The sequence below is a fragment of the Inquilinus ginsengisoli genome (genome assembly GCF_050434925.1).
GTDB lineage: Bacteria > Pseudomonadota > Alphaproteobacteria > DSM-16000 > Inquilinaceae > Inquilinus > Inquilinus ginsengisoli_B.
The window spans coordinates 4,148,730-4,171,568 of the sequence record NZ_JBNDJK010000001.1; the positions used below are offsets into that span (position 1 = coordinate 4,148,730).

Annotated in this window: 19 protein-coding genes; 11 read left to right on the forward strand and 8 right to left on the reverse strand. The window is 66.0% G+C overall.

All coding sequences use genetic code 11. The features are described from left to right. Nucleotides 1-75 precede the first annotated feature (75 nt). Complete coding sequence (locus tag QFZ27_RS19765; RefSeq protein ID WP_429228108.1) at nucleotides 76-975, reverse strand: HNH endonuclease; 900 nt, start codon at nucleotides 973-975, stop codon at nucleotides 76-78. A gap of 541 nt (nucleotides 976-1,516) precedes the next feature. On the opposite strand from QFZ27_RS19765, the gene QFZ27_RS19770 reads away from it, so the two are divergent. After that, on the forward strand, nucleotides 1,517-2,020 hold the full coding sequence (locus tag QFZ27_RS19770) for an HIT family protein (protein WP_429228109.1): 504 nt from the start codon (nucleotides 1,517-1,519) through the stop codon (nucleotides 2,018-2,020). 785 nt (nucleotides 2,021-2,805) lie between these two features. Then, nucleotides 2,806-5,007 carry a hypothetical protein gene (locus tag QFZ27_RS19775; protein WP_429228110.1) on the forward strand — a complete coding sequence of 734 codons (2,202 nt, stop codon included), beginning with the start codon at nucleotides 2,806-2,808 and terminating at the stop codon, nucleotides 5,005-5,007. 7 nt (nucleotides 5,008-5,014) lie between these two features. Here the strand turns inward: QFZ27_RS19775 and QFZ27_RS19780 are convergent, their stop codons facing one another. Further along, complete coding sequence (locus QFZ27_RS19780) at nucleotides 5,015-5,407, reverse strand: antitoxin (protein WP_429228111.1); 393 nt, start codon at nucleotides 5,405-5,407, stop codon at nucleotides 5,015-5,017. Nucleotides 5,408-5,545: 138 nt separating this feature from the next. Between QFZ27_RS19780 and QFZ27_RS19785 the strand changes: the two genes are divergently transcribed. Then, nucleotides 5,546-6,211, forward strand: coding sequence for a hypothetical protein (locus QFZ27_RS19785; RefSeq protein WP_429228112.1), 666 nt, complete (start codon nucleotides 5,546-5,548; stop codon nucleotides 6,209-6,211). Nucleotides 6,212-6,389: 178 nt separating this feature from the next. On the opposite strand, the gene QFZ27_RS19790 is transcribed toward QFZ27_RS19785, so the two are convergent. Then, nucleotides 6,390-7,037, reverse strand: coding sequence for a cupin domain-containing protein (locus QFZ27_RS19790; protein WP_429228114.1), 648 nt, complete (start codon nucleotides 7,035-7,037; stop codon nucleotides 6,390-6,392). A gap of 204 nt (nucleotides 7,038-7,241) precedes the next feature. On the opposite strand from QFZ27_RS19790, the gene aptA reads away from it, so the two are divergent. Then, complete coding sequence (gene aptA / locus QFZ27_RS19795; protein ID WP_429228115.1) at nucleotides 7,242-8,585, forward strand: omega-aminotransferase AptA; 1,344 nt, start codon at nucleotides 7,242-7,244, stop codon at nucleotides 8,583-8,585. Nucleotides 8,586-8,874: 289 nt separating this feature from the next. Further along, on the forward strand, nucleotides 8,875-9,807 hold the full coding sequence (gene gcvA, locus QFZ27_RS19800; RefSeq protein WP_429228116.1) for a transcriptional regulator GcvA: 933 nt from the start codon (nucleotides 8,875-8,877) through the stop codon (nucleotides 9,805-9,807). Nucleotides 9,808-9,948: 141 nt separating this feature from the next. Here gcvA (QFZ27_RS19800) and QFZ27_RS19805 read toward each other — a convergent pair whose 3' ends face one another. Next, a complete protein-coding gene (locus QFZ27_RS19805; protein WP_429228117.1) occupies nucleotides 9,949-10,131 on the reverse strand; it encodes a hypothetical protein in 183 nt (60 codons plus the stop codon). Between the two features lie 147 nt (nucleotides 10,132-10,278). Between QFZ27_RS19805 and gcvA (QFZ27_RS19810) the strand changes: the two genes are divergently transcribed. After that, nucleotides 10,279-11,208 (forward strand): transcriptional regulator GcvA, encoded by a 930-nt coding sequence (gene gcvA / locus QFZ27_RS19810; protein WP_429228118.1) that lies wholly within the window; start codon nucleotides 10,279-10,281, stop codon nucleotides 11,206-11,208. Nucleotides 11,209-11,476: 268 nt separating this feature from the next. Here the strand turns inward: gcvA (QFZ27_RS19810) and aguB are convergent, their stop codons facing one another. Continuing rightward, nucleotides 11,477-12,355, reverse strand: a complete 879-nt coding sequence (gene aguB / locus QFZ27_RS19815; RefSeq protein WP_429228119.1) for an N-carbamoylputrescine amidase — start codon at nucleotides 12,353-12,355, stop codon at nucleotides 11,477-11,479. 9 nt (nucleotides 12,356-12,364) lie between these two features. Beyond that, a complete protein-coding gene (locus QFZ27_RS19820; protein WP_429228120.1) occupies nucleotides 12,365-12,601 on the reverse strand; it encodes a DUF1289 domain-containing protein in 237 nt (78 codons plus the stop codon). A gap of 146 nt (nucleotides 12,602-12,747) precedes the next feature. Here QFZ27_RS19820 and QFZ27_RS19825 point away from each other — a divergent pair, with 146 nt between their 5' ends. Further along, nucleotides 12,748-14,343 carry a trimethylamine methyltransferase family protein gene (locus QFZ27_RS19825; protein WP_429228122.1) on the forward strand — a complete coding sequence of 532 codons (1,596 nt, stop codon included), beginning with the start codon at nucleotides 12,748-12,750 and terminating at the stop codon, nucleotides 14,341-14,343. Nucleotides 14,344-14,493: 150 nt separating this feature from the next. Here the strand turns inward: QFZ27_RS19825 and QFZ27_RS19830 are convergent, their stop codons facing one another. Then, complete coding sequence (locus QFZ27_RS19830) at nucleotides 14,494-15,507, reverse strand: adenylate/guanylate cyclase domain-containing protein (RefSeq protein ID WP_429228123.1); 1,014 nt, start codon at nucleotides 15,505-15,507, stop codon at nucleotides 14,494-14,496. A 7-nt stretch (nucleotides 15,508-15,514) separates the two neighbouring features. Beyond that, nucleotides 15,515-16,738 carry an MFS transporter gene (locus QFZ27_RS19835; RefSeq protein ID WP_429228124.1) on the reverse strand — a complete coding sequence of 408 codons (1,224 nt, stop codon included), beginning with the start codon at nucleotides 16,736-16,738 and terminating at the stop codon, nucleotides 15,515-15,517. 145 nt (nucleotides 16,739-16,883) lie between these two features. On the opposite strand from QFZ27_RS19835, the gene QFZ27_RS19840 reads away from it, so the two are divergent. The 4 genes from QFZ27_RS19840 to fdhF all read left to right on the forward strand — a co-directional run bounded on the left by QFZ27_RS19840 (nucleotide 16,884) and on the right by fdhF (nucleotide 22,839). Next, nucleotides 16,884-17,810 carry a LysR family transcriptional regulator gene (locus QFZ27_RS19840; protein ID WP_429228125.1) on the forward strand — a complete coding sequence of 309 codons (927 nt, stop codon included), beginning with the start codon at nucleotides 16,884-16,886 and terminating at the stop codon, nucleotides 17,808-17,810. A 125-nt stretch (nucleotides 17,811-17,935) separates the two neighbouring features. Then, nucleotides 17,936-18,415: a formate dehydrogenase subunit gamma gene (locus QFZ27_RS19845; protein WP_429228126.1), complete on the forward strand. Its 480-nt coding sequence runs from the start codon at nucleotides 17,936-17,938 to the stop codon at nucleotides 18,413-18,415. Next, nucleotides 18,412-19,980, forward strand: a complete 1,569-nt coding sequence (locus QFZ27_RS19850) for a formate dehydrogenase beta subunit (protein ID WP_429228127.1) — start codon at nucleotides 18,412-18,414, stop codon at nucleotides 19,978-19,980. The genes QFZ27_RS19845 and QFZ27_RS19850 overlap by 4 nt, the downstream gene beginning before the upstream one ends. A gap of 12 nt (nucleotides 19,981-19,992) precedes the next feature. Then, nucleotides 19,993-22,839 (forward strand): formate dehydrogenase subunit alpha, encoded by a 2,847-nt coding sequence (gene fdhF / locus QFZ27_RS19855; RefSeq protein ID WP_429228128.1) that lies wholly within the window; start codon nucleotides 19,993-19,995, stop codon nucleotides 22,837-22,839.

Here is a 22,839-nt window from a genome sequence, read left to right on the forward strand (position 1 = left end):
GTTTAACGCAGGATGGCGGGGGAGGGAACCCGGCGCATCACGCTCGCCCTGCCATGACGTGGTCGCCGCCTCACGTCACTGCTTGAAGCAGTGCTCCCGATGCCACCGGAGGAAGTGTGGATGTGGCCGATCGAGCGTTCTCTGAGGCTTGTGCGCCCGGCCGGTCCTGTTGATGAAGGCCCGGATGCTGTCCTGGTCATTGGCTTGTCGTGAGATCAGGATATCCAGGTCGTCACCCAGGCTGATCAGCCCGCGATCGAACATCCAATGCGCCGTGCCGGAGAGGGCAAGCCCGTTGCTGACGATATCGGGTCCGTTCGCCTCGACCGGCCGGATATGCGCGGCAGCGACCTCCGCCCGGCCGCCGCCATTGATCAGCCTGAGACTGGTGATCGCGCAGCGCTGGTCATAGGCCCGCAGGACGATCTGGCGGAACACGCGGTCGCGGACGACCCGAGAGGTGATGACATTCACCCTTTCGCGACTCTGCTCGAATTCCATCGGCGCCTGCTCTTCCTGGAAGCCGATAGGGGAAATGGGATCGCCGACGCGTGGCAGCACGGGTTCGGACAGATCCAGGCCCAGCGTGATGATGCGGTTGAAATCGGCCGGGGAGATCGGGCGGACGGCCGACTGCGCGCGGCCGGAGATCTGCCCTTGCTCGTTCAACACGCCTCGCTCCACCACGCCCCCAGCGTCGCTGAACGGCACGGGATTGGCGAAGTCCAGGTAGCTTCCTGGCTCGATCAGGGCGAGATACATGCTGGATACGCCGGGGTCGCGAATGACCTGCTGGACCTTCGCCACGGCGAAATAGCCGCGGGTCGCGACGATTTTTCGGGGCTCGTAGTAGATGATCCAGTCGCCGACGCAGGCCTGAACCCGACGAAGATATTGGCTGGGAAACTGGTATCGTTCAGCGGGGCTGTCGTCGTAGATCGAATCTGAGCGGTGGATGAAGACCCCGAATCCCATGGGCCTTTTATAGCGCGCTCATTACTCCCCGAACATACTCCGCCGGATATCGTTTGGGTGAGTGCGACGCTGGTCGGGAATCGATGGGCAGAGGTGGCATTTCCCCGGCCGCAGCCATGTCGATGCCGATGGCAGTGTCGCCGGCCAGCGCCAGGTCGATGACTATGGCCTGGAAGAGGGCGGTGAGCTCGGCGAGCGAGAACCAGTCGGGCGCGGTGGGGTCCGGGGTGGCGAGACGGCAGCCCCGATGTAGTGCAAGCGGGCAGCGGGGAACCTGGGGAGGGCCTAAGCACCTAACTCTGGGCGGCTATCTAACCATCGTGCGTAGATAGCTGTTTGCCCCTCTAGCGTGGGCTTCCGCGCGCACGCAAATCACCTTATATTCCCTAGCATGAATCACTTATCGGCTGACAATAACCGCTTCGGATGGATAACGGATGCTCACCAAGCGTCCCGTGGGTTGTTTGATGTCCCAGTGTTAGAATCCCGCCAATTTGTCGTGCTCCCTTCACTCGGTAGCCTGACGGTAGGATGGCTGCTCGTGGTTCCGCGGCGGCATATTCCGAATTTTACATTTTTGGATAGATCGGAACGCATCGAGCTAGAAGCAGTTGTGGCCAGCTTACTTCCACGCCTGCAGCGTTTGGGTCAGGTGTATGCCTTTGAGCATGGAGGGCCATACCAAAGTCTGCATTCATGTGGGGTTGATCAAGCTCATCTTCATTTGTTGCCGCTTTCTTTTGATCTTGTAGATCTTTCATCGCAAGAAGAAGGGGTGAGTTGGTCAGAGTTTAAGCCATTGAGTTGGTCGTCTGAAGATGTTGAGATACTCACCGAATATCTCTGGGTTCGATCCGCTTCAGAAAGAGGCCTAATTGGCGTTCCTTCATCACCGCAATCACAGTGGTTTCGAAAACTGATCGCGCGGGGGCTGAATAAGCCTGATGAGTGGGACTATCGGAAATATCCCGCTCTAGATATGATCAATTCCACATCTTCCGCTTTTGGCATAGTTCATGAGCACAACCAGCGATCCAAAGAATAAGATAGATCTCACTGATGGTCGACAAGATGGAGAGTGGCGCAGCCGCTATAACTCTTCTGCTTGGTATCAGATTACTTTTGAATTGCTGTACTTATTGATATTGCTGGCGATAGTCAGCTTTTTGTCAATTTATATTGGTATGTGTTTGACCGAACGCGCATCACAGTCGAGCTCTATACACATTCCGTTTCTGAGTGTGAATCTGAACAAAGAAATAGTGCAATCTTTTCTAGTGTTTTGGCCGGGATAACTGGTGGAATAATTTTTGATCTAAAATGGCTATATCACTCTGTAGCAAAAGGTGTGTGGAGCAGAGATAGAGTTCTGTGGCGCCTACTTGTTCCCGTTATATCTGGTGTGGTGTCGGTTTTTCTAGCGTTTCTGATCGTCTCTGGACTACTTCCATTCGTCAAAGGTGAATCTTTTCGAGGAACATATTTTTCTCTCGGATTCGGATTTCTATTTGGATATTTTTCAGACAACGTTATAGCTGCACTACAAAATTTTGCTCAAACTTATATCGGAACCACGAAACAGGGCGGTGAGAGCTGAGGAGCCTCGAAATTAACATGGCAATTCAGTTTTACCGCCAACGCGATCCAATAGAGTTCAGAACGTTTGCGGAATTCCGTCGACACGCGTCTGCGTTCGGAAATAAGTCTGCTGGACTAGCCGTTCTTCCCCGGGCTTGGTGTCCACCGTACATCAGCATATCGATTGGATTGCATGATTGCCACAGGGCCGGAGATGCAGTCGAAGCGATACTCTCTAATTCGGACGTTGCTGTGTGGCTTGATGACCACCGTGCGAACGCGAAGGACGGGTTCCTTGTGCGTTCGAGCGGAGTGGATGAAACGCTAGCGGATCGCGGTCGCTATCTTTCAATACGTATACAAAGCGAGGCGACGGGCGTTGATGCTGGTGCTGCCGCGCGAAAGATATTTGAGCACGCATCGGTACGAGGTCTTTCTGGAAAAATCGGTATAGTCATTCAGATTTTCCGAAATCCCGATGGTGCGGGACACTTCTCCAACGAAATCCGTGTTAGCCCAACAAGAAACCAATGGCAGTACGAGATCGATGTTCCGAGTTGGCTGCCACCTCGAGGACTCAATTCTCGATTTGCTCCTAGACCAGATCCGAAGCTACCGCTTTACGCATCAATTTTCGTGCTCCATGCGAATCTCAGATCGGTGGGTAGATGGCTGACCGAGGTCATTACGACTCGCGTTCATGTGGAATGGTTAGTGTGCGAAAAAGCTCTGTATTTGGTACAAGTGGACTTTGAGTGGAATGAGATCGATAGCGGTGTTGATCCAAATGATATCGATATTTCGGGTAAATATTCAGTTCCGGATATTTTGTCGACAGAAATATTTGAGCGGTACATCTTGGGAAGTGAAACAGAATGGAAAAAATTAAAGAATTTAATGGAATTCGATTTTGAATCTCCTAGTGCATGTCCGATATTATATTTTGCCAATGGTGCTCATATTGCTGCCGCTCTCTCAGCCGACCAAACGCAACTCCGCGACGAGATTGAGCGGCTCACAAATGGCCGTGCCGTAGTGCGGATGGATGTCCTGCCTGACAAAGGGATTATGTCATTTAACCTTCCTCGAACCGAAACAGTAAATGGGCAAGCCGCAATTGATTGGATTGCCAACCACGTAGCGGAGTTCAAGGAAAGGGGGCTGGAGCCGACCTCTTTTGCATTTATTCTGCATGCGTTTATTCCTGCTCGGGTTGGGGCATGGGCATATGCTGATCCTGGAGAGCCAATAGCCTTTGTCGATGCTCTGTGGGGGCTGCCCGACGGCCTACAGGTATTGCCTCACGATTCTTATCAGGTTGATATTCGCCGTGAAAAAATTTTGTCGGAAAGGATAAGATTTAAACCAAGATTTCTCTGCGAGCGTGGCGACGGATCTTGGGAGTATGTCGACATTCTCCGCAGGAGAAGCCGAAGTTCAGTTCTATCAGAAAAAGATGCCCTGGAAATCGGCATAAGAACCGCGAATATTGCCAACAAGTTGGGACGGCGTGCGCAGATAATGTGGTTCTCTGGTGTTCCAGAAGCTCTTGCCATTGGAAGGAACGTCCCCTGGTTTCGCGCCAGAGAAATCTTTGATCCCGCACCGCGACAGGCACCAAAGTACAGACCATTTAGGATTAAGAGCTACTCCGACTTGGAATCTATAGGTGATGAGCATGTTACTCTGAAGCTGGATCCAGACGCTGAACTAATCCGCGAAGAGGAGTTTCTGGATAAAGTTATACAAGTTGCGCAGCAGAAGCGCTTGCCAGTAGAAATTCAGGGATCAGCGCTTAGCCATACCTATTATAAGCTTTATCAAGCAGGTGTAGCCGTAGACCCGCCCAATACGGCAAAATATAATCGCGTCCGTGGTAGACAGGTCTTTGGGAAACTCGTGCGAGATAGGATACCCGACCGAATAAGGGCCAGTGGCGAACGAGTGATCGAAGCAAAACTAGCGAAAGAGGATATTGTTGCCGCGCTTATAGGAAAGCTATTTGAAGAGGGATTTGAGTTTAGTAGTGCTTCTTCTCCAAAGGCAAAGACCGAGGAACTCTCTGACATTTTGGAAGTGGTCATGTCGCTTGCAGCCAACTCTGATGTTGAGTGGAATGATGTTTTAATGATGGCGGAAGAGAAACGTAGTTCGAGAGGGAGTTTTCGCGAGCGACGTGTACTTTTGGAGACTGCGCTTCCGTCGCCGGGCGCATCGAGCATTGGAGTGAGAGAGGTTCGTCTGCGGGATCTGAGAGATGGCGGCGGTGGCGAAGATGATACTGTTCAATTCACTATGGACAGTATTATAAATCGAAAGGCATCATCGACATTAATCGTTGGAGATATTGAAGTTTTAATTTGCGTGACGCTAAATAGAAATGGCATTGAGGTAAAGATTGATGGGGCGGTTCCTCATTATGAGGGCCCGATTCAGCTTGATTTATTTACTTGATTAAGTATTATTTAGTTTCGTCCTCTGTTAGGTTAGGTGGTTGCTTAAGGAGACTGTGAGTTTTTGGTGGATTCTTGCTCTTGCTCGAAGAGCGAGCGGAAGTCCCCGCTGCCGTCGATCCGATTCCCGATCCCCGATCAATCGTCCAACGACACGTCTCGGCTGGCATCGGTGGCTGCTCGGGCCGGCGCTCGGGCGGAAAGTCGATGCCGCGCAGCCGGGCGATCTCGGCGACGATCGTCTGGATGTCCACGACGCTCCGCTCCATCGATTCCAGCAGCACACCGCGGCCGTAGCGGCGCACCCGGACCTCTTTGCCAGGCAGATGAAACCCCTTAGGGAGGCGCACGACCTGGCTATGGCCGGTCTGGAACAGCTTGGCGATGGCAGTGTCGCTCATGGGGCGCCTCCACCTGCGAACGTCAATACGGACGATATTTGTCACAGCGAAGGGCGGAACCCGGCCGGGCGCGTGCCGCGGGCGAGTGCACGCAATGTTCATTGCGCCAGCCCACGACTATCGTTCATGATACGTTCTATGAACGGGACGCAATCCGACTCCGACGAGATCAAGCCGACCGACCCCGACATGCATTGGACGGGTTGGGCGCTGGATGCGTTGCGCGAGCTGGTCCAGTCCGACCTGCGCACCAAGCGGATGATCGAGCGGCAGCAGGACAGGACGCCCGCCGGGCCGGACACGCCGGATTTCGGGCTGACGCAGTCGCGGCTGTCCCGGTCGGTGCGGCTGTCGCTGGCGATGACCGAGCGGATCCGCACCGACTATCTGATGCGCAAGGCCGGGCGGGTGAAGTCGGGCGAGCAGGAGCGCCGCCGGCAGAAACGGGAGCAGGCCGCCGAGTCCATCGCCAATGCGGTGGCCCGGCCGGACCAGGCCGGGGACGTCGAACGCGTGCGGTCGAGGGTGTGGGAGAGGCTGGTCGAGGACGAGATCCTGGACGTGCAGCTGGACACGCTGTCGCCCGAGGAGTTCCTGCAGGCGGTGTGCCGCAAGATCGGCCGCATGCCGCCTTCGGCTCCTCCGCCGCAGGGCTCGGACGAGGCCGACATCATCGACCTGCCCGGCACGAGCGTGGAACTCGTCGCCGCCACCTCTCTGCCCGCGGACGGCTGGGCCGAGCCGCCGGAGGAGTCCGGAGACGGCTGCCCGCCGTCCAGGCCGCCCAAGCCCGACAGCAGCTGAACGCCGCCGCGGTCGCGACATGCTCTCTTTCCAGGACAATTCGATGTGGTTCGCCTCTCCCGCTTGCGGGAGGGGCCGGAGGTGCTTGCGGTTGCGGGCGAGGGGAGGGGGCGGGGCCGGCCCTCACAGGAAGGTCCTCTGCGAGCGCCCGGGCCGCGGGCCCGGGCGGGGCCTGCTCTCAGAAGCTCGGCGGGGTGCAGGCCGAGACGATCTCCGCCGGCTCCTCGCCGACCACGCGGAAGCGGTGCGGCAGGCGGCTCTGGAAGTAATAGGCGTCGCCGGGGCCGAGGATGCGGCGGCGCGGGCCGACCGTCAGCTCCACCCGGCCGCGGATCACCACGCCGCCCTCCTCGCCGGCATGGCTCAGCGCCGTCGGGCCGGTGTCGGCGCCCGGCGCCAGCCGCTCATGCAGGATCTGCAGCGCCCGGCCGGACAGGTCGCAGCCCACCTGGCGGTAGGAGATCAGCCCTTCGGGTCCTTCGGGTCCGTCGGGAGCGCCGCCATGCGGGCCGAGCCGGCCCGCGATCTCGGTCAGCTCGGCCGCCGGGAAGAATACCGGGTCCTCCGGCCCCTCGGGCAGGGCGAAGAATGCGGCAAGGCTCAGCGGCAGCCCGTCCAGCACCCGCTTCAGCGAGCCGATCGAGGGGCTGGCGCGGTTCTGCTCGATCAGCGAGACGGTGGCGTTGGAGACGCCGGCGCGGCGCGCCAGCTCGCGCTGGCTCAAGCCATGCTCCTCGCGCAGCCGCCGCAGCCGGCCGCCGATGTCGATGCCCGGGTCGTCGGCGCCGGAGTGAGGAGGGGCGAGGACGGCCGTGCCATCGGCCATGGGTGTTTTCCTGTTCGAAATCCCGAACGCCGGCATCGGGGCGGCCTCCGCCGGCGGTTTTCGCAGTGTCCGGCGCGCGCGCCCGCTTGTCCAGCGATCCGGGCGGTCCTAGGCTCCGGTCCGGCCCTTCACGATCCGGGGGCGAGCCGGCGCCGGCCGTTCGGCGTGTTCGGTTCCCTCCACAGCCGACCGGAGTTGCACCCCATGGACGATGCCCTGCCCCGCGGCGACCTGCGCGCCCCGAACAACCTCGAATCCTTCTGGATGCCGTTCACCGCGAACCGGTCGTTCAAGGCGGCGCCGCGGCTCTACGCCTCGGCCAAGGGCATGTACTACACCACGGTCGACGGCCGCCAGGTGCTGGACGGCACAGCCGGCCTGTGGTGCGTCAACGCCGGCCACTGCCACCCGAAGATCGTCCAGGCGATCCAGGACCAGGCGGCGGAGATGGACTATGCGCCGTCCTTCCAGATGGGCCACCCCAAGGCGTTCGAGCTGGCCTCCCGCGTCGCCCAGCTGCTGCCGGGCGACCTCGACCACGTGTTCTTCGCCGCCGGCGGCGGGTCCGAGGCGGTGGACAGCGCCATGAAGATCGCCCTGGCCTATCAGCGCCAGATCGGCCAGGGCACCCGCACCCGGCTGATCGGGCGCGAGCGCGGCTATCACGGCACCGGCTTCGGCGGCATCTCGGTCGGCGGCATGGTCGCCAACCGCCGCACCTTCGGCACCATGCTCGGCGGCGTCGACCACATCCGCCACACCCACGACCTGGCGCGCAACGCCTACAGCCACGGCCTGCCGGAGCACGGGTTCGAGCTGGCCGACGACCTGGAGCGGCTGGTGGCGCTGCACGACGCCTCCACCATCGCCGCGGTGATCGTCGAGCCGGTGGCGGGCTCCACCGGCGTGCTGATGCCACCCAAGGGCTACCTGCAGCGGCTGCGCGAGATCTGCGACAAGCACGGCATCCTGCTGATCTTCGACGAGGTCATCACCGGCTTCGGCCGCCTCGGCACCCCCTTCGCCGCCGACTTCTTCGGCGTGCAGCCGGACCTGGTGACCATGGCCAAGGGCCTGACCAACGCCGCCGTCCCGGCCGGCGCCGTCGGCGTGCGCAAGCACATCTACGACGCCTTCATGACCGGGCCGGAGCACATGATCGAGCTGTTCCACGGCTACACCTACTCGGCCCATCCGCTGGCCATGGCCGCGGGCCTGGCCACCCTCGACGTCTACCGCGAGGAAGGGCTGTTCGAGCGCGTCGCCGACCTGGCGCCGTACTGGGAGCAGGCGCTGCACAGCCTGAAGGGCACCCGCCACGTCATCGACATCCGCAACCTCGGCCTTGTCGGCGCGGTCGAGCTGGAGCCGATCGCCGGCCGCCCGACCGCCCGGGCCTACGACCTGTTCATCAAGTGCTTCCAGAAGGGCGTCGGCATCCGCACCACCGGCGACATCGTCGCTTTGTCGCCGCCCTTCATCATCGAGAAGGCGGAGATCGACCGCCTGGTGGAAACCATGCGCGAGACCCTGCAGTCGCTGGACTGAGGCGGGGCGGGACACGGGTCATTCCCCTCACGGTCATTGCGAGGAGGCGAAGCCGACGAAGCAATCCATCGTTCCGCACGAGCGGCCGCATGGATTGCTTCGCTGCGCTCGCAATGACGGTGTGGAAGAGGCGGAGGCAAGGGCCGGCTACATCCTCTGAATCCTCCCCCTCCCCTCGCGGGAGGGGGTAGGGGGAGGGGGTTCGTGCCGCAAGAGCAGCCGCCGCTCTTGAGTTAACGCCCCTCCCGGGCGAGAATGGAACATATCCTGAACCGCCCGTAGACCGCCCATGGACACCCAGCCAGGCTTCCAGCTTCCGCCGCTCGCCGCGGTCCGGGTGTTCGAGGCGGCGGCCCGGCACCTCAGCTTCACCCGCGCGGCGGCGGAGCTGGGCATGACCCAGGCCGCCGTCAGCTACCAGATCCGCCTGCTCGAGGACCGGGTCGGCGCGCCGCTGTTCCACCGCCTCACCCGCAAGGTGGCGCTGACCGAGGCCGGGCAGCGCCTGGCGCCGGTGCTGACCGAGGCGCTGTCGCGCATGGCCGGGGCCTTCGCCGCGCTGCGCGACGACGCCGGCGGCGGGCTGCTCTCGGTCACCACCGTCCTGACCATGGCCTCGAACTGGCTGGTGCCGCGGCTCGGCCGGTTCCAGGCCGTCCATCCCGGCACCACCGTCCGGGTCGACACCATGACCGCGATGGTCGACTTCACCCGCGGCGAGCACGATCTCGGCATCCGCGTCGGCAAGGGCCTGTGGCCCGGCCTGGCCGCGCATTGGCTGATGCCGGTCGATTTCGCGCCGATGTGCAGCCCGGCGCTGCTGCAGCGCGCGGATGGCGGCCTGCGCCATCCGCGCGACCTGCTGCGCCTGCCGCTGCTGTGGGACGACGCCGATGCCTGGCAGCGCTGGTTCGCCGCGGCGGGGGAGGCGGTGCCGGCCTCGATCGCCGATGAGGGGCTGCGGCTCGACAGCCAGCAGATCATGGGCCAGGTGGCGAAGGCGGGGCAGGGCGTGGCGCTGCTCAACCCGCTGCTGTTCGCCGAGGACCTCGCCTCCGGCCAGCTGGTCCAGCCCTTCCCGACGCTGCTGCGCGAGGATGTCGCCTACTACATCGTCTATCTCGAGACCCGCCGCGACGTCCCCAAGATCGCCCTGTTCCGCGACTGGCTCCTGGCCGAAGCGGCCGAGACCATGGCGACCCGAGCCGCCAGCGCCGCATGATTGCGGGGCTTCCAGGGAGATTCCCCTATTTGTCATTGCCGGGCTTGACCCGGCAATCCAGAAGATGTCGACATCCTCTGGATGCCCGGGTCAAGCCCGGGCATGACAGTATTATTGGTTCAATTATTGTTCGACGTGTCCTCAGCTCCGGTCGAACCCCAGGTCGCGGCGCAGCTGATCGGACAGCTCCTTGGGGTAGAGCATGCTGCCGGCGGCCGGGCGCAGCATCCGCCGGGCGGCGGCCCGCAGGATGGAGAGCAGGCCGCGCCGGGGGCGAAGCCGGGGGATCGGGCGCACGGGCGCCCGCTGAACGATGCTGGTCATGTCGGTCTCCGGATGGCCCGGATGCATCAGCCCTGCTGATGCGTGTCGACGGGCCGTCGTTGCGATGTGGTCTGTATGAGACGAATATCGGCGTTCGCCGGGCGTTCGACCAACGCGTTCTCGATAAGCAACGGATAAGCCCTGTTAATGGATGAAGGATCAGCCTCGCGCCTGCCGCCGCTGCCGGCCATCCGGGTGTTCGAGGCGGCGGCGCGCCACCTCAGCTTCACCAAGGCGGCGGCCGAGCTGGGCATGACCCAGGCGGCGGTCAGCTACCAGATCCGCCTGCTGGAGGACCGCGTCGGCGCGCCGCTGTTCCTGCGCCTGACCCGCAAGGTGGCGCTGACCGAGACCGGGGAGCGGCTGGCGCCGGCGGTGACCGAGGCCCTGGCCCGGCTGGCCGGCGCCTTCGCCGCGGCGCGGGACGACACCGGCGGGCTGCTGTCGATCACCTCGATCCACACCTTCGCCACCAACTGGCTGGTGCCGCGGCTCGGCCGGTTCCAGCTCGCCCATCCCGGCATCGCCGTGCGGCTCGACACCAAGACCAAGCTGGTCGACTTCACCCGCGGCGACAGCGACATTGGCATCCGCCACGGCATGGGCGTCTGGCCCGGCCTGGCCGCCCATCCGCTGATGCCGATCGAATACACCGCCCTGTGCAGCCCGGCGCTGCGCGACCGCGCCGGCGGTCTCAAGGATCCGCGCGACCTGCTCGAGGTGCCGCTGTTCTGGGACGACGGCGACGGCTACTGGCAGCGCTGGTTCGCCGCCGCCGGCCTGGCCGTGCCGCGCACCGTGTCCGACCGCGGCCTGCGGCTCGAGAACCAGCAGATGATGGGCCGCGCGGCGCAGGCGGGGCAGGGCGTGGCCCTGGTCAACCCGACCTTCTTCCTCGACGAGCTCGCCGCCGGCGACCTGGTCCGGCCGTTCCCCTACAGCATCCGCGACGAGGGCTCCTATTACCTCGTCTACCTCGACAGCCGCCGCGACGTCCCGAAGATCACCGCCTTCCGCGACTGGGTCCTGTCCGAGATCGCCGCGGATGAGAGGCAGGGCTTGGCCGAGGCCGGGTGACGGCGGGGCGGTAACGGTCTCGATCGAAAAAATGAGTCCCCCTCCCCTCGCGGGAGGGGGTTAGGGGGAGGGGGTTCCCTCGGCTTGAGCCGGCCCAGACCGTCGCGAACTGGCATGGACCGCGGGTTCCTGCCCTGGCCATTCGCGCGCGGACGCGCGCAGACCCCTCCCCCTGCCCCCCTCCCGCAAGGGGAGGGGGGACTAAAATGAAGCGGCTTCAGCTGTTCTGAAAGGGCCCGCAAGCGGGAGAGGCAATCGCATGGTGCCCTCAGGACGGCCGGGTGGCCCCGTCATAGGTCAGGATCGCGCCGTACAGCTCCGGCCGGCGGTCGCGGAACAGGCCCCAGCTGGCGCGCTGGGCCCGGATGGCGTCGAGGTCGAAGCGGGCGACCAGCACCTCCTCCTCGGTGCGGCCGGCCTGGGCCACCAGCTCGCCGGTCGGGCCGGCGATGAAGGAGGAGCCGTAGAAGGTCTGGCTGAAGCGCTCGCCCTGCTCGGTGCCGATGCGGTTGGAGGCGACCAGCGGCACCAGGTTGGCGCCGGCATGGCCCTGCATCACCCGGGTCCAGTGCGCCTGGCTGTCCAGCCCGCCATCCTGCGGCTCGCTGCCGATCGCGGTCGGGTACAAGAGGACATCGGCGCCCATCAGCGCCATGCAGCGCGCCGTCTCGGGATACCACTGGTCCCAGCAGATGCCGCAGCCGACGCGGCCGTAGCGGGTGTTCCACACCTTGAAGCCGGTGTCGCCGGGGTTGAAGTAGAACTTCTCCTCGTATCCCGGCCCGTCCGGGATGTGCGACTTGCGGTAGACGCCCAGCACGCTGCCATCGGCATCGACCATGGCGATCGAGTTGTAATAGGCGTTGTTGGCGCGCTCGAACACGCTGACCGGCATCGCCACCTGCAGCTCCGCCGCCAGCCGGCGGAACCGCTCCACCACCGGATGGCCGTCGATCGGTTGCGCCAGGGCAAAGTGCTTCTGCAGCTCGTCGCGGCAGAAGTAAGGGGCGGCGAACAGCTCCTGCGGCAGCACGATCTGGGCGCCGCGGCCGGCGGCCTGGCGCACCAGCGCCTCGACCCGCTCCAGCGTCTCGGCCTCGTTCCAGTTGCAGAAGGTCTGGGTGGCGGCGACGGTGACGGTGGTCATGGCGGGTCCTCAGACGGGCTGCGGCTGGCGCCGGCGCGGTCGGCTGTCGGCGGCGCTGGTGCGGCCGCGGGCGCGCCGCCGCTCCTTCAGCCGCTGCAGGGTGGCCAGCCGCCAGGCGTTGTCGGCGTCGCGCCAGGCCGCGATCTCCTCGGTCGTGCGCAGGCAGCCGGCGCACAGGCCGGTCCCGGCCTCGAGCGTGCAGACGCCGATGCAGGGCGAGACGATGGGTGGGAGATCGGAGGTCATGGCCCTCTCCAGGTAACCCGCCCGCGGGCCGGGTTCAAGGCGGCTGCGGCGGTGGTGTCGTGACCGGGCGAGGCCGGGTCGCAGGCACGATGGTCGCCGCAGCCTCGGCGCGTAGCATCGGGACTCTGCGAGAAGGAATGCCCGCCATGACCGACGCTGCCATCCCATCGGACGACACCCCATCGGGTGACACCCAGGACACCGGCGGTCGGGCCGGCCGCCGCGGCCGCGGCGGCGCCGAGGCCCGGCGCGCCCTGCGCCGCGGCGGCGGGCTGCAGCAGCTGAAATACATCTCGCGCAAGATCCCGCTCTACGAGGTGCTGCAGACCGACGGGCTCGAGCTGATCGAGCACAACGCCGACACGGTGCTGGAGGAGATCGGCCTCGAGTTCCGCGACGACGAGGAGACGCTGGAGCTGTGGAAGGCGGCCGGCGCCGACGTCAAGGGCACCCGCATCCGCTTCCCGCGCGGCCTGTGCCGGCAGCTGGTGCAGGCGACCGCGCCACGCGAGTTCACTCAATATGCGCGGAACCCGGACCGCAATGTGCAGATCGGCGGCGGCAACACCGTCTTCGCCCCGGTCTACGGCCCGCCCTTCATCCGCACCCTCGACGAGGGCCGCCGCTACGCCCGGATCGAGGATTTCCGCAACTTCGTCAAGCTCGCCTACATGACGCCGGCGATGCACCACTCCGGCGGCACCGTGTGCGAGCCCGTCGACCTGCCGGTGAACAAGCGGCATCTCGACATGGTCTATTCCCACATCAAGTACTCCGACAAACCGTTCATGGGCTCGGTCACCGCGCCGGAGCGGGCCGAGGACACGGTCGCCATGGCGCGGCTGGTGTTCGGCGAGGAGTTCGTCGACCGGAACTGCGTGCTGATCAGCCTGATCAACGCCAACTCGCCGATGGTGTGGGACGGCACCATGCTCGGCGCGCTGAAGACCTACGCCCGGGCCAACCAGGCGGTGATCGTCACCCCGTTCATCCTGGCGGGCGCCATGGCGCCGGTCACCAGCGCCGGCGTGCTGACCCAGACCCTGGCCGAGAGCCTGGCCGGCATGGCCACGGCGCAGCTGTGCCGCCCCGGCGCGCCCGTCGTGTTCGGCTCCTTCGCCAGCTCGATCTCGATGCAGTCCGGCGCGCCGACCTTCGGCACGCCGGAGCCGGCACTGGTGCTGTACGGCGCCGCCGCCCTGGCCCGGCGCCTGGGCGTGCCGTTCCGCTCCGGCGGCTCGCTCTGCGGCTCCAAGGCGCCGGACGCCCAGGCGGCGTTCGAGAGCGCGAACACCCTGCTGCCGACCATGCTGGGCGGGGTCAACTTCGTGCTGCACGCCGCCGGCTGGCTCGAAGGCGGCCTGGTCAGCTCCTATGAGAAGTTCATCCTCGACACCGACCAGCTCGGCATGATGCAGGTGATGGCCGAGGGCATCGACCTCAGCGAGAACGGCCAGGCGATGGACGCGATCCGCCAGGTCGGCCCGGGCAGCCACTATCTCGGCTGCGACCACACCCAGCGCAATTTCGAGAACGCCTTCTACCGCTCGACCGTCGCCGACAACAACTCCTACGAGCAGTGGGAGGCCGAGGGCCGGCAGGACGCCTCGCAGCGTGCCAACAAGATCTGGAAGCGCATGCTGGAGGAGTATGAGGCGCCGGCGATCGACCCCGCGATCGACGAGGCGCTGCAGGACTTCATGCGGCGCAAGAAGGACAGCATGCCCGACGCCTTCACCTGAGCCTTACTCGGAAGCCCAGGCGAACAGCTCCAGCGGCTCGGCGAAGCCCTTCAGCGGGTGCGGGCCGATGCTGCGGCTGCCCGGTCGGTCCAGCAGCGCCGCGAAGTGCGGTGACATCAGCAGCGGCTGGCCGGTGGTGGCGCAGGCGGTCTAGATCCGGCTGACCAGGTTGACGTCGCGGCCGATCACGGTGAAGTCCAGCCGCCCGCCGGAGCCGATATTGCCATAGGCGACCTCGCCATGGTGCAGCGCCACCCCGGCGGAGAGCGGCGTCCCGGCCTGGGAGACGGAGTGGATGTTCGTCAGGGCCTGGCGCGCCGCCTCGAAAGCCGCGGCGCAGCTGGCCGCCGGCCCGTCCTGGTGGTGGAAGAAGGCCAGCACGGCGTCGCCCATGAACTTCAGCACCTCGCCGCCATGGGCGGCGATCGGCGGCACCAGCTGGTCGAAGTAGAGGTTGAGCCGGTCCAGCATCTGCTCCGGCGGCAGCCGGTTCGACAGCACGGTGAAGTCGCGCAGGTCGCACAGCAGCAGCGCCGCGTTCAGCGTCTCGACATCGCCGCGCCGGATATGCCCTTCCAGGATGCGCCGGCCGGTGAGCGGGCCGACATAGGTGTCGAGCAGCGTCGCCTCGGCCAGCTGCAGCAGGCGGATCTCGCAGGCGCCGCGCAGGGCCGGGACGATGCGCTGCAGCAGGGCGCGGCCGTCCGGTCCGAACCCCTCCGGCCGCCGCGTGGCGAAGACGACCGCGCTGGCCGGGCCCTGGCCCATCAGCAGCGGCACGACCTCCGCCACCGCCAGGTTGCGATTTTGGAAGAAGTCCAGCTCCTCCAGCCCGGCGATCTCCTCCGGCGTCGAGAGGCTCAGCCAGCTCCGCGCCTCGGTGGCCCGCCGGATCGGGTTGCCGGCGAAGAAGGGCAGACGCTCGATCGAGTTGTCGCGGTCGCGCAGCTCGACCGGCTCGCCCTCGGTCCAGGCGAAGGTGCGGGCCAGGATCTGCGGGTGCAGCGTGCGCAGATGCAGGCTCAGCCGGTCGACCGGCAGGCCCAGCGCGCGCAGCCGCTGGCCCAGCCCGGCCAGCAGCTCGGCCCCCGAGGCGTCGTGGCACTCGTCGCCCGACAACCATTCGATCAGCTCGGCGACACCGGTCGGCGCGGGATTGGTCATCATTCGCTCAGCCTGACAGGGTCTGCGCCTTGCGCAGCGCCGGGAACAGCCGCATCCACAGCAGCGCGACCACGACGGTGCCGACGCCGCCGAGGATGCCGGCCGGCACCGCGCCGAGCAGCCCGGCGGCCATGCCGGATTCGAACTCGCCGAGCTGGTTCGAGGTGCCGATGAACAGCGAGTTCACGGCGCTGACCCGGCCGCGCATCCCGTCCGGCGTCAGCAGTTGCACCAGCGAGCTGCGGATCACCACGCTGACGTTGTCGGCGGCGCCGAGCACGGCCAGCGCCACCAGCGACACGGCGAGGCTGGTGGAGGCGGCGAAGACCACGGTGGCGGCGCCGAACACGATCACCGCGGCGAACATCTTGAGGCCGACGGCGCGGCGCAACGGCACCCGGGTCAGCACCGCCGACATGATCAGCGCCCCGACGGCCGGGGCGGCGCGCAGCAGGCCCAGGCCCCATGGGCCGGTCTGCAGGATGTCATGGGCATAGATCGGCAGCAGCGCCGTCGCCCCGCCCAGCAGCACCGCGAACATGTCGAGCGAGATGGCGCCGAGGATCATCGGCTGGCTGCGGATGAAGGCGATGCCGGAGAACACCGAGCGCAGCGTCGCCGGCTCGCGCTGCGGCGGCGGCCGCTCCAGCCGCATCAGCAGCATCAGCGCGCCGGCGCCGAGAAAGCTGGCGGCGGCGACGGCGAAGGGCACCGTGGTGCCGACGGCGTAGAGCAGCCCGCCGATCGACGGGCCGACGATCGTCGCCGTCTGCATCGCGGAGGACGAGACGGCGAGCGCCCGGGGCAGGATGCCGGCCGGCACCACCGCCGGCAGCAGCGCCGCCATGGTCGGCTGCTCGAAGGCGCGGGCCGCGCCCAGCACCAGCACCGCGGCGAAGATGCCGGGCACGGTCAGCCAGCCATCCAGGATGCCGAGCGCCAGCACCACCAGCGTCGCGCCTTCGACGGCCAGGCAGATCTGGACGATGCGGCGGCGGTCGTAGCGGTCGGCGACATGGCCGACCAGCAGCGTCAGCACCACCATCGGCAGGAACTGGAACAGCCCGACCAGGCCCAGCGTATAGGCGCTGCCGGTCAGCGCGTAGGCCAGCCAGCCGATGGCGACGGCCGACATCTGGAAGCCGATGGCGGACAGCACCCGCGCGCCCCAGAACACCAGGAAGGAGGGATGGTCGAGCAGGCGGTCGCCGCCCAGGGCTGTCGTCGTCACGGGATCGCTATGTCGAGTGAGGAGGACGGCAGCTTAGCGGCCGGGTCGCGGAGGGCCAATCGAAACGGCGCCGGGCTGACCCGCTTGCGGCGGGGGCGGAGGCGTCCGATAACCATGCGTTATCAAGTCGCATTCCGGAGGCCCGATGGTCATCCGCCAGCTCGAATACCTCGTCGCCCTCGCCCGCGAGAAGCATTTCGCCCGTGCAGCGGAGGCCTGCCGCGTGTCGCAGCCGGCGCTGTCGACCGCGCTGCGCCAGCTCGAGGAAGAGCTGCAGGTGCCGATCGTCGAGCGCGGCCACCGCTTCCAGGGCTTCACCCGCGAAGGCGCCTTGGTGCTCGACTGGGCCAAGAAGATCCTGGCCGACCGCGACGGCCTGGCGCAGGAGCTGGCGATGCTGCAGCAGGGCTTGGCCGGCAAGCTGCGGATCGGCGCCGTGCCCTCGGCCCTGCCGATCGTGTCGCTGGTCACCTCGCCTTTCGCCCAGTCGCACCCGGCCGTCACCGTGTCGGTGCTGTCGCAGACCTCGATCCAGATCGAGGCCGGGCTGGAGAATTTCGAGATCGATGTCGGCGTCACCTATCTCGACAACGAGCCGTTGCGCCATGTCCGCAGCCTGCCGCTGTACCAGGAGGACTACATCCTGCTGATGCCGGCGGATCAGGCGGCGGCATCGCGCCGCACCATCCGTTGGGCGGAGGCGGCGGAGCTGCCGCTGTGCCTGCTGACCCCGACCATGCAGAACCGGCGGATCATCGACGGCATCTTCCGGTCGGTCGGCTGTTCGCCGCGAGCCGCGGTCGAGACCGACAGCATCATCAACCTGTGCTCGCATGTCCGCTCGGGGCCCTGGTCCAGCGTCATGCCGCGGGCGCTGCTGCACCTGTTCGGCGTGCCCGCGGGGACCCGGGCCTTGCGCCTGGTCGAGCCGGAGGCGACCCGCACCGTCGGCCTGGTGATGGCCGATCGCGATCCGCCGTCGCCCTTGGCCCGCGGCCTGTTCGACACCGCCCGCACCCTGGACCTCGATGCCGAGTTGCAGGGCACGCCGCTGCAGCCCCCATCTTCATAAGCGCTGTTTATCAATTCATCCGGGCTTTGTATTTGAATCTGGTATACGCACCCGCCCATCCTAAATTATCGGGTGGCAGCCAAGGGCCGCCCGAACCAACGAACCCGAAAAGGGAGTGGGACGGAATGCCCGAACACCGGGGCTGGGACGCCGAGGTGGCGCGTGACGTGATCGCATCGCATGGTGCGACCGAAGGGCCGCTGTTGCCCATCCTGCACGACCTGCAATCGGTCTTCGGCCATGTGCCGCGCGAGGCGGTGCCGCTGCTGGCCGACGCGCTGAACCTGTCCCGCGCCGAGGTGCACGGGGTCATCACCTTCTACCATGATTTCCGGTCCGAGCCCGCCGGGCACCACGTGCTGAAGCTGTGCCAGGCCGAGGCCTGCCAGTCGATGGGCGCGCGCGACCTCGCCGAGCATCTGCGGCGGCGGCTCGACATCGGGCTGCACGAGACCACGGCGGACGGCCGGATCACGGTCGAGCCGGTCTACTGCCTCGGCAACTGCGCCTGCGCCCCGGCGGCGCTGGCCGATGGCGAGCTGGTCGGGCGGATCGACACCAGGCGCCTGGACCGCCTGGTCGACGCCATGGAGGCCGGGCGATGAAGGTCTTCGTCCCCCGCGACGCTGCTGCTGTCTCGGTCGGTGCCGACGATGTCGCCCGCGCCATCCAGGCCGAGGCTGCCGCCCGCGGCGTCGAGTTGCAGCTGGTGCGCAACGGCTCGCGCGGCCTGCTGTGGCTGGAGCCGTTCGTCGAGGTCGAGACGCCGGACGGCCGCATCGGCTACGGCCCGGTCGAGGCCGAGGACGTGCCGGGCCTGTTCGCCGCCGGCTTCGCCGAGGGCGGCGACCATCCGCTTCGGCTTGGCCGGCCGGAGGAGATCCCCTATCTCGCCAGGCAGCAGCGCCTGACCTTCGCCCGCTGCGGCATCACCGACCCGCTGTCACTGGACGATTACGAGGCGCATGACGGGCTGAAGGGCCTGCGCGCCGCGCTGGCGATGGAGCCGGCGGCGATCGTCGAGACGGTCACGGCCTCCGGTCTGCGCGGCCGCGGCGGCGCCGGCTTCCCGACCGGCATCAAGTGGCGCACCGTGCTGCAGGCCCAGTCCGACCGGAAATACATCGTCTGCAACGCCGACGAGGGCGACAGCGGCACCTTTGCCGACCGGATGATCATGGAAGGCGACCCCTTCCTGCTGGTCGAGGGCATGATCATCGCCGGCATCGCCACCGGCGCGACCAAGGGCTTCGTCTACATCCGCTCGGAATATCCGCATGCGATCGCGGCGATGAACGCGGCGATCGACATCGCCTATCAGCGCCGCTTGCTCGGCCCCAGCGTCCTCGATAGCGGCAAGCGCTTCGACCTCGAGGTCCGGGTCGGCGCCGGCGCCTACATCTGCGGCGAGGAGACCTCGCTGCTGGAGAGCCTGGAGGGCAAGCGCGGCATGGTCCGGCCGAAGCCGCCGCTGCCGGCCCTGAAGGGCCTGTTCGGCAAGCCGACGGTGATCAACAACGTGCTGTCGCTGACCTCGGTGCCGATCATCCTCGACAAGGGCGCCGCCTTCTACGCCGATTACGGCACCGGCCGGTCGCGCGGCACCCAGCCGCTGCAACTGGCCGGCAACGTCAAGCGCGGCGGACTGATCGAGGTCGCCTTCGGCCTGACCCTGCGTGAGCTGATCGAGGGCTTCGGCGGCGGCACCGCCAGCGGCCGGCCGTTCCGCGCGGTCCAGGTCGGCGGCCCGCTCGGCGCCTATTTCCCGGACAGCCTGCTGGACACGCCGCTCGACTACGAGTCGATGGCGGCGAAGAAGGGCATGCTGGGCCATGGCGGAGTCGTGGTGTTCGACGACAGCGTCGACCTCGCCGTCCAGGCCCGCTTCGCCATGGAGTTCTGCGCCATCGAGAGCTGCGGCAAGTGCACGCCCTGCCGCATCGGCTCGACCCGCGGCGCCGAGACGATCGACAAGATCATCGCCAACCGGGAGACCGGCGGGCGCGAGCTCGGCCGCAACCTGACGCTGATCGAAGACCTGTGCGAGACCATGCTGGACGGGTCGCTCTGCGCCCTCGGCGGCCTCACCCCCTATCCGGTGCTCAGCGCCCTGACCCATTTCCCCGATGATTTCGACCGCGCGCCCGCCCCGGCGCAAGCGGCCGAGTAAGGAGTCCATCCGATGGCTCTCGTGACGGAACAGGATTTCGGGACCCCGGCGCGGATCTCGCCCAACATGGTGACGCTGGAGATCGATGGCGAGGCCGTGACCGTGCCCGCCGGCACCTCGGTGATGCGGGCGGCGGCCGAGATCGAGACCGCGATACCGAAGCTGTGCGCGACCGACAGCCTGGAGCCCTTCGGCTCCTGCCGGCTCTGCGTCGTCGAGATCGAGGGGCGGCGCGGCACGCCGGCCTCCTGCACCACGCCGGTCGAGCCCGGCATGAAGGTCCGGACGCAGTCGCCGAAGCTGGCGAAGCTGCGCCGGAACGTGATGGAACTCTACATCTCCGACCACCCGCTGGACTGCCTGACCTGCGCCGCCAACGGCGATTGCGAGCTGCAGGACATGGCCGGCGTCGTGGGCCTGCGCGAGGTGCGCTACGGCTATGACGGCGCCAACCACCTGGTCGGCGAGAAGGACACCTCCAACCCCTATTTCACCTTCGACCCGACCAAATGCATCGTCTGCTCGCGCTGCGTCCGGGCCTGCGAGGAGGTGCAGGGCACCTTCGCCCTGACCATCGACGGCCGCGGCTTCGGCTCCTTCGTCTCGGCCGGCCAGGATGACGGCTTCAAGGAGAGCGAGTGCGTCTCCTGCGGCGCCTGCGTCCAGGCCTGCCCGACCGCGACGCTGATGGAGAACAGCATCATCGAGGCCGGCCAGCCGGAGCATTCGGTGGTCACCACCTGCGCCTATTGCGGCGTCGGCTGCGCCTTCAAGGCCGAGATGCAGGGCACCGAGGTGGTGCGGATGACGCCGTACAAGGATGGCAAGGCCAATCACGGCCACAGCTGCGTCAAGGGCCGCTTCGCCTGGGGCTACGCGACCCACAAGGACCGGATCACCAAGCCGATGATCCGCAAGCAGATCACCGATCCGTGGCGCGAGGTGTCGTGGGAGGAGGCAATTTCCTATGCCGCCTCCGAGCTGAAGCGGATCCAGGCGACCTACGGCAAGGATTCGATCGGCGGCATCACCTCGTCGCGCTGCACCAACGAGGAGACCTACCTCGTTCAGAAGATGATCCGCGCCGGCTTCGGCAACAACAATGTCGACACCTGCGCCCGGGTCTGCCATTCGCCGACCGGCTACGGCCTGGGCCAGACCTTCGGCACCTCGGCCGGCACCCAGGATTTCGATAGCGTCGACGAGAGCGACGTGATCGTGGTGATCGGCGCCAACCCGACCGACGCCCATCCGGTCTTCGCCAGCCGCATGAAGCGCCGTCTGCGCGAGGGCGCCCGGCTGATCGTGGTCGATCCGCGCCGCATCGACCTTGTGAAGTCGGCCCACATCAAGGCCGACCATCACCTGCCGCTGAAGCCCGGCACCAATGTCGCGGTCGTCAACGCGCTGGCGCATGTGATCGTGACCGAGGGGCTGGTGGCCGAGGACTACGTCCGCGAGCGCTGCGACATCGCCGAATTCTCGCGCTGGGCCGAGTTCATCGCCGATCCGCGCCATTCGCCGGAGGCGGTCGAGACCCTCACCGGCGTGCCGGCGTCCGAGGTGCGGGCGGCGGCGCGGCTCTATGCCACCGGCGGCCGGGCCGCGATCTATTACGGCCTCGGCGTCACCGAGCACAGCCAGGGCTCGACCATGGTCATGGGCATGGCCAACCTGGCGATGCTGACCGGCAATATCGGCCGTCGCGGCGTCGGCGTGAACCCGCTGCGCGGCCAGAACAACGTCCAGGGCTCCTGCGACATGGGGTCCTTCCCGCACGAGTTCCCGGGCTATCGCCACGTCGCCGGCGACGAGGTGCGGAAGATCTATGAGGACATGTGGGGCACCGTGCTGTCGGCCGAGCCGGGCCTGCGCATCCCGAACATGCTCGACGCCGCCGTCGATGGCGGGTTCAAGGGCCTGTATGTGCAGGGCGAGGACATTGCCCAGTCCGATCCGGACGTGAAGCATGTCACCGCCGGCTTGGCGGCGATGGAATGCGTCATCGTCCATGACCTGTTCCTGAACGAGACCGCCAGCTACGCCCATGTGTTCCTGCCCGGCTCCTCCTTCCTGGAGAAGGACGGCACCTTCACCAATGCCGAGCGGCGGATCAGCCGCGTCCGTCGCGTCACCCCGCCCAAGGCCGGCTATGCCGACTGGGAAGCGACGATGATGCTGTCCGAGGCGCTGGGCTACAAGATGGGCTACACTCATCCCAGCGAGATCATGGACGAGATCGCCCGCACCACCCCGACCTTCAAGAACGTCTCGTACCAGAAGCTGGACGAGCTCGGATCGGTGCAGTGGCCGTGCAACGACGCGGCGCCGGAAGGCACCCCGATCATGCATATCGACCATTTCGTCCGCGGCAAGGGCCGCTTCATGATCACCGAGTTCGTGCCGACCGAGGAGCGCACCGGCCCGCGCTTCCCGCTGGTGCTGACCACCGGCCGAATCCTCAGCCAGTACAATGTCGGCGCCCAGACCCGGCGCACCGACAACATCGCCTGGCATGACGAGGACGTGCTGGAGATCCACCCGACGGATGCCGAGAACCGTGGCATCCGCGACGGCGACTGGGTGGCGCTGCACAGCCGGTCGGGCGAGACCAGCCTGCGGGCCAGGATCTCCGACCGGATGCAGCCGGGTGTCGTCTACACCACCTTCCACCATGCCGAGACCGGCGCCAACGTGGTGACCACCGACTATTCCGACTGGGCCACGAACTGCCCGGAATACAAGGTGACGGCGGTGCAGGTTCGTCGGGTCAACCACCTGTCCGACTGGCAGATCGGCTATCGCGAGCTGCGCGAGAAGACGATCCAGATCGAGCGCCCGCAGGAGGCCGCGGAATAG